At 62.9% G+C, this 4,741-nt stretch carries 6 protein-coding genes and 2 pseudogenes; 5 read left to right on the top strand and 3 right to left on the bottom strand.

The features are described from left to right. The coding region (locus AC5E6L_RS00255; protein WP_491770438.1) for an AMP-binding protein at window positions 1-1,205 on the top strand (1,205 nt) is incomplete at its 5' end. An 89-nt stretch (window positions 1,206-1,294) separates the two neighbouring features. On the opposite strand, the gene AC5E6L_RS00250 is transcribed toward AC5E6L_RS00255, so the two are convergent. Then, window positions 1,295-1,813: a MarR family winged helix-turn-helix transcriptional regulator gene (locus AC5E6L_RS00250; RefSeq protein WP_491230637.1), complete on the bottom strand. Its 519-nt coding sequence runs from the start codon at window positions 1,811-1,813 to the stop codon at window positions 1,295-1,297. 139 nt (window positions 1,814-1,952) lie between these two features. Here AC5E6L_RS00250 and AC5E6L_RS00245 point away from each other — a divergent pair, with 139 nt between their 5' ends. Genes AC5E6L_RS00245 through AC5E6L_RS00235 form a run of 3 tightly spaced genes read left to right on the top strand, consistent with a single transcriptional unit; the run spans window position 1,953 to window position 4,244 of the window. Then, window positions 1,953-2,324, top strand: coding sequence for a Zn-ribbon domain-containing OB-fold protein (locus AC5E6L_RS00245; protein ID WP_491230638.1), 372 nt, complete (start codon window positions 1,953-1,955; stop codon window positions 2,322-2,324). Continuing rightward, window positions 2,321-3,457 carry a thiolase C-terminal domain-containing protein gene (locus AC5E6L_RS00240; protein WP_491770435.1) on the top strand — a complete coding sequence of 379 codons (1,137 nt, stop codon included), beginning with the start codon at window positions 2,321-2,323 and terminating at the stop codon, window positions 3,455-3,457. The genes AC5E6L_RS00245 and AC5E6L_RS00240 overlap by 4 nt, the downstream gene beginning before the upstream one ends. After that, window positions 3,447-4,244, top strand: coding sequence for an SDR family oxidoreductase (locus AC5E6L_RS00235; protein ID WP_491770433.1), 798 nt, complete (start codon window positions 3,447-3,449; stop codon window positions 4,242-4,244). The genes AC5E6L_RS00240 and AC5E6L_RS00235 overlap by 11 nt, the downstream gene beginning before the upstream one ends. Here AC5E6L_RS00235 and AC5E6L_RS00230 read toward each other — a convergent pair. Then, entirely contained in the window at window positions 4,241-4,399 is a 159-nt protein-coding gene (locus AC5E6L_RS00230; RefSeq protein WP_491770472.1) for a hypothetical protein, read from the bottom strand. The genes AC5E6L_RS00235 and AC5E6L_RS00230 overlap by 4 nt on opposite strands. Between AC5E6L_RS00230 and AC5E6L_RS00225 the strand changes: the two are divergent. Next, window positions 4,358-4,462 (top strand): annotated as a pseudogene (locus tag AC5E6L_RS00225) (3-keto-5-aminohexanoate cleavage protein); the annotation flags it as partial. The gene AC5E6L_RS00230 and the pseudogene AC5E6L_RS00225 sit on opposite strands and share 42 nt — an antisense overlap. A 1-nt stretch (window position 4,463) precedes the next feature. Here the strand turns inward: AC5E6L_RS00225 and AC5E6L_RS00220 are convergent. Beyond that, window positions 4,464-4,741 (bottom strand): annotated as a pseudogene (locus AC5E6L_RS00220) (DDE-type integrase/transposase/recombinase); the annotation flags it as partial.

Below are 4,741 nucleotides of genomic sequence, written 5' to 3'. Positions count from 1 at the left end.
ACCGCCTCGAAGTGCTGCTCGTGCCGACGCCCGCGCCGATCTGCGAGGCGTTCGGGATCGACCCCGTACTTGCGGAGGTGACGAGCGGCGCGCGCGACTGGGGCCAATTCGTCGGCGAGCATGCGCCGATCGCAGAACCGCGGGCAGACGCGCCCTATCCGCTGATCTACACCTCTGGCACGACCGGGCGCCCAAAAGGGGTGCAACGGCTTGCGGCGAGGCGGCCCGAACCTGTCGCCTATGATGCGTTCTTCGAACGGCGGATGCGCACCCACCTGGCCGCGCCTTTTTATCATTCGGCACCCAACCGGTTCCTGCAAGGCACGTTTCAGGCGGGCGGCAGTTTGGTGCTGCCCGCACGCTTCGATGCCGAATCCACATTGCGTGATATCGAAGAGCACCGCATCACGACCAGCTTCATGGTGCCCGCTATGCTTCAGCGGCTGATCCGCCTGCCTATAGAGGTTCGCAACGCGTACGATCTGTCGAGCGTGCGCCATGTGGTCATTTCCGGCGGACCATGCTCGATTGAGTTGAAGGCCGCCATGATCGACTGGTGGGGGCCGGTGATCTTCGAGTATTACGGCTCGACGGAGACGAGTGCGCTGACCTTTGCCTCCAGCGCGGATGCGCTTGAAAGGCCCGGCACGGTCGGACGCGCCGTGCCGACCGCACGGGTCGAAGTTCTCGATGAGAACGGCGATCTCTGCGGCCCCGGCGTCACCGGCGAGATTTACGGACGGCGACGCGATATCCCCGATTTCACCTATCTCAACCAGCCAGAAGCGCGGGCCGAGGCAGCGCATGGCGATTTGGTGAGCGTTGGGGATGTCGGCTATCTCGATCAGGACGGCTATCTGTTCCTCAGCGACCGGAAGACGGACATGATCATCGCCAATGGGGTGAACATCTATCCCGCGCAGGTGGAGGCGAAGATTCTCGCCCATGACGAGATCGCCGATTGCGCGGTCTTCGGCATTCCCGACCCGGCGGCCGGCGAGGCCGTGGCGGCAATCGTGCAGCCGAACAAGGGCGCCGAACTCGATGTCGATGCGCTCGCCGCTTTTCTCAAGCGCAGGCTTGCGATCTATATGGTGCCGAAGCACATCGAAGCGCGGCCGGATTTCCCGCGCGATGATGCCGGCAAGATCAAAAAGCGGGAACTACGCGCGCCGTTCTGGGAAGGCGTCGATCGGAAAATCTAATATATGCAATAGTTTATCCAGAACCCCCATTGAATCTGAAGTTCGCATCGAGCCTGCTGCGTAACGAAGCGAACTTCAGATCCGGGACACTAGGTCGAGCCGCCCAAGGACGGCATGTCGCCGTCAAGGGCCTCGTTCAGATTGCCGCGCACGCGCCGCATCAGCGACAGGAGCTGGTCCACCTCGTCCTCACGCAAGCCTTCGAACGACATGGCGTTCACCTGCGCGGCCGCCTCGCCCAATACATGTTTCTTCGACATGGCGGAGGGCTTTAGAAACACCCGCTTCGTGCGTCGGTCAGTCTCGTCGGGACGACGCTCGACCCAGTCGGCCGCCTCCAACCGGTCCACCATGCCGCTGACCGCGACCGTGCCGATGTTGAGAAGACGCGCCAACTCGATCTGCGTGCGGCCATCCTCGCGCAACAGCCAGTTCAACAGGTAGACCTGCGCCGAGGTCAGTCCGTGCGGAACCAGCAGCGCGTCCAGGAGTTTTATGCGTTGACGCGCCACATGCTGGAAAATGAGGCCGGCTTCGTTCTCGATCCGCCGGTCCTCGAAAGCGCGCAAAGCCGCAGTTTGAGCCATATACAAATCCTTCGGCAGCACGGGGGGCGCCGCTTGGCAAGGTGAAAATAAATTGCATGCAGATAATACACATGCTAATTTATTACCGTCAACGCAATCCAGTCCTGTTGAACGATCATTGACATCCGCACCGGAAAAACAAGACCCTGCCGCGCTGATCATGCCGGAGGCGGACGAATTCCTCAGGGGCGCCGGGGCGGGCACGTTGCGGATTCCCTGCTGCAACGCCTGCCAGGAGCCTTTCTTCCCGCCAAGGCCCTTCTGCCCTGCCTGCCAAAGTCGCGATGTCGATCACATCACCGCCTCGGGGCGCGGCACGCTTTACAGCTACATCATCAGCCATATGCCGGTGCCGGGCTTTGAGCCGCCCTTTTCCATCGCGGTTGTCGAACTGGAGGAAGGCCCACGCCTGATGGCCAACATTGTCGAGTGCGCGCAGACGCCCCAGGCGCTGACACTCGATATGCCTCTCGAAGTCGTGTTCGAGCAGCGCGGCGGCGTCGCCATGCCCTGCTTCCGGCCCGTCCCATGACGCCGAACAGCATCGCCATTGTCGGCGCGGCCGAGACGACGCGCATGGGAAAGGTGCCCGAGATGGGGCAGGTGCAGCTTCACGCCGAGGCGGCGCTGAATGCGCTCGAAGACTGCGGCCTGAAGGCGAGCGATATCGACGGGCTGGCCACAGCCGGACACGACCCTGCCGAGATTTCCCACTATCTCGGGCTGGAAACCACATGGACCGACGGCACCTCGGTGGGCGGGTGCTCCTTCATCACCCATGTGCGCCACGTGGCGGCGGCGATCGAGGCGGGTCTTTGCACGACGGTGCTGATCACCCATGGCGAAAGCGGTCGAAGCGGCCATCGCACCCATCGGCCGCTCTTTCCATCCCAGTTCAGCCTGCAATTCGAAGTGCCGTACGGGGCAACGGTTCCGCCGACCAAGTTCACGCTGCCGGTGCTGCGCTTCATGAAGGACTGCAATGTCAGCCACGAGCAACTGGCCATGGTCGCCGTTGCGCAACGGGAGTGGGCGGCGATGCATCCGCGCGCCACGGCCCGTGATCCGATCACGGTGGATGATGTTCTCGGATCGCGCATGGTCGCCTATCCACTTACAAAGCTCCTGTGCTGCCTCGTCTCGGACGGCGGTGGCGCGCTGGTCTTGACGAAGTCCGAACGGGCGAAGGATTTTCCAACAAGGCCGGTCTATGTACGGGGCACGGGCGAAGCGGTGGAATCCCCCGCCATCACTTGGATGGAAGATTTCACCACCTCGCGGGCCTTTCGTGCCTCGGGACGGATGGCGTTCGCCGAGGCCGGCATCACCCATTCGGATGTCGATCACCTGATGATCTACGATGCGTTCGCGCATGTGCCGCTCTATGGTCTTCAAGATCTCGGTTTTGTGGAGCGCGGTGAGGCGGGAGCCTTCGTCGCCGAGGGGCGCACGCGGCCGGGCGGCAACCTGCCGATGAACACAAACGGGGGAGGTTTGTCCTACATGCACTCGGGAATGTATGGGATGTATGCGCTGCAGGAAGGGGTTCGCCAGATGCGCGGCACGTCGCCGGCACAGGTCGAGGGCGCCGAGATCTCTGTGGTTCACGGCGTGGGCGGCATGTTCTCGGCGGCCGCAACTGTGGTGTTGAGCAATGCCGCCTGATGCGCCTTTTTTCGATGGTAACGGCAAGGTGGTTCTGGTCGCAGGCGGCACCAGCGGCATCAATCGTGGCATCGCGCGCGGGTTCGCCACGGCTGGGGCGCGGGTCTATGTGCTGTCGCGCTCAGCGGACAAGGTCACCGATACGGTTGCGCAATTGCAGGCGCTCGGGCCCGACGCGGCCGGCATGCCCGCCGATGTGCGCAATGCCGATGAGATCGAGGCGGCCTTTGCCGAGTGCACAGCGCGGTTCGGAGCCATTGACGTTGTGGTCTCCGGCGCGGCGGGCAATTTCCCCGCCAAGGCCGAGAACATCAGTTCGAACGGGTTCCGCGCGGTGCTTGAGATCGATGTTCTGGGCACGCACCATGTCATGCTCGCCAGCTACAAGCATCTCAAACGCCCCGGCGTGATCCTCAACATAACCGCCGCCGCCGCTTGGCGCGCGATGATCGGGCAGTCCCATGTCTGCGCGGCGAAGGCCGGCGTCGATCAGATCACTCGGACCCTGGCGCTGGAATGGGGGCCCGAGGGCATCCGGGTGAATTCTGTTTTGCCCGGGCCCATCGAGGACACCGAAGGGTTCCGGCGGCTTGCGCCGACGCCCGAAATCAAGGCACAGCGGTTGGCCGGCATCCCCTTGCGCCGTGCCGCTCAAAGCGCCGAAGTCGCCGATCTGTGCCTGTTCCTCGCATCGGACCGCGCCAGCTACATTACCGGCGCCGTCGTCCCTATCGATGGCGGGGCGGTATTGAGCGTGCCCGCCGACCTGCTCGCCAATGCGATCTAGCAGGCTGCTGAAGACGTCCATTTTTGAGCGATGAAGCTGGCTTCGTCGCCATTGTTGAGGCAGATCGCGCCGTTGAGGGAGCTGTTTGTCTGCAGTTGCACCCAGCCTTCTACATCGCCGCCGCCGAGGCAGGCGCTGCGATCCTGCATCTTCATGCCCGCAATCCCGAAACCGGCCAGCCGGATCAAAGCCCTGAAGGCTTCGCGCCGTTCCTGCCGAATAGGCCGTCTTCGCGCCGACAGCCTTGATCCAGTCCTGAACTGCCCGGGCAACGAACTCGGGGCCATTGTCCGATCGAATGAACGACGCGAGGCCGCGCAGGATGAACAGGTCGCTCAAGGCGTCGATAACGCTGCCTGAGTTCAGCTTGCGATCCACACGGATGGCCAGACATTCCCGGCTGTATTCGTCGATGATGTTCAGCGTCCGGAACGCCTTTCCATCGTCGGTTCGGCAATGCACGAAGTCATATGACCAAACATGATTGCGATGCTCAG

The sequence above is a fragment of the Roseitalea sp. genome (assembly GCF_984466335.1).
This window is presented reverse-complemented; position numbering and strand designations above follow the sequence as displayed.

Bases quoted from the DNA above. Each gene is read 5' to 3' on its own strand.
- AC5E6L_RS00245 (WP_491230638.1), top strand. From the start codon at position 1,953: ATGCCGGAGGCGGACGAATTCCTCAGGGGCGCCGGGGCGGGCACGTTG.
- AC5E6L_RS00240 (WP_491770435.1), top strand. From the start codon at position 2,321: ATGACGCCGAACAGCATCGCCATTGTCGGCGCGGCCGAGACGACGCGC.
- AC5E6L_RS00235 (WP_491770433.1), top strand. From the start codon at position 3,447: ATGCCGCCTGATGCGCCTTTTTTCGATGGTAACGGCAAGGTGGTTCTG.
- AC5E6L_RS00230 (WP_491770472.1), bottom strand. From the start codon at position 4,399: ATGAAGATGCAGGATCGCAGCGCCTGCCTCGGCGGCGGCGATGTAGAA.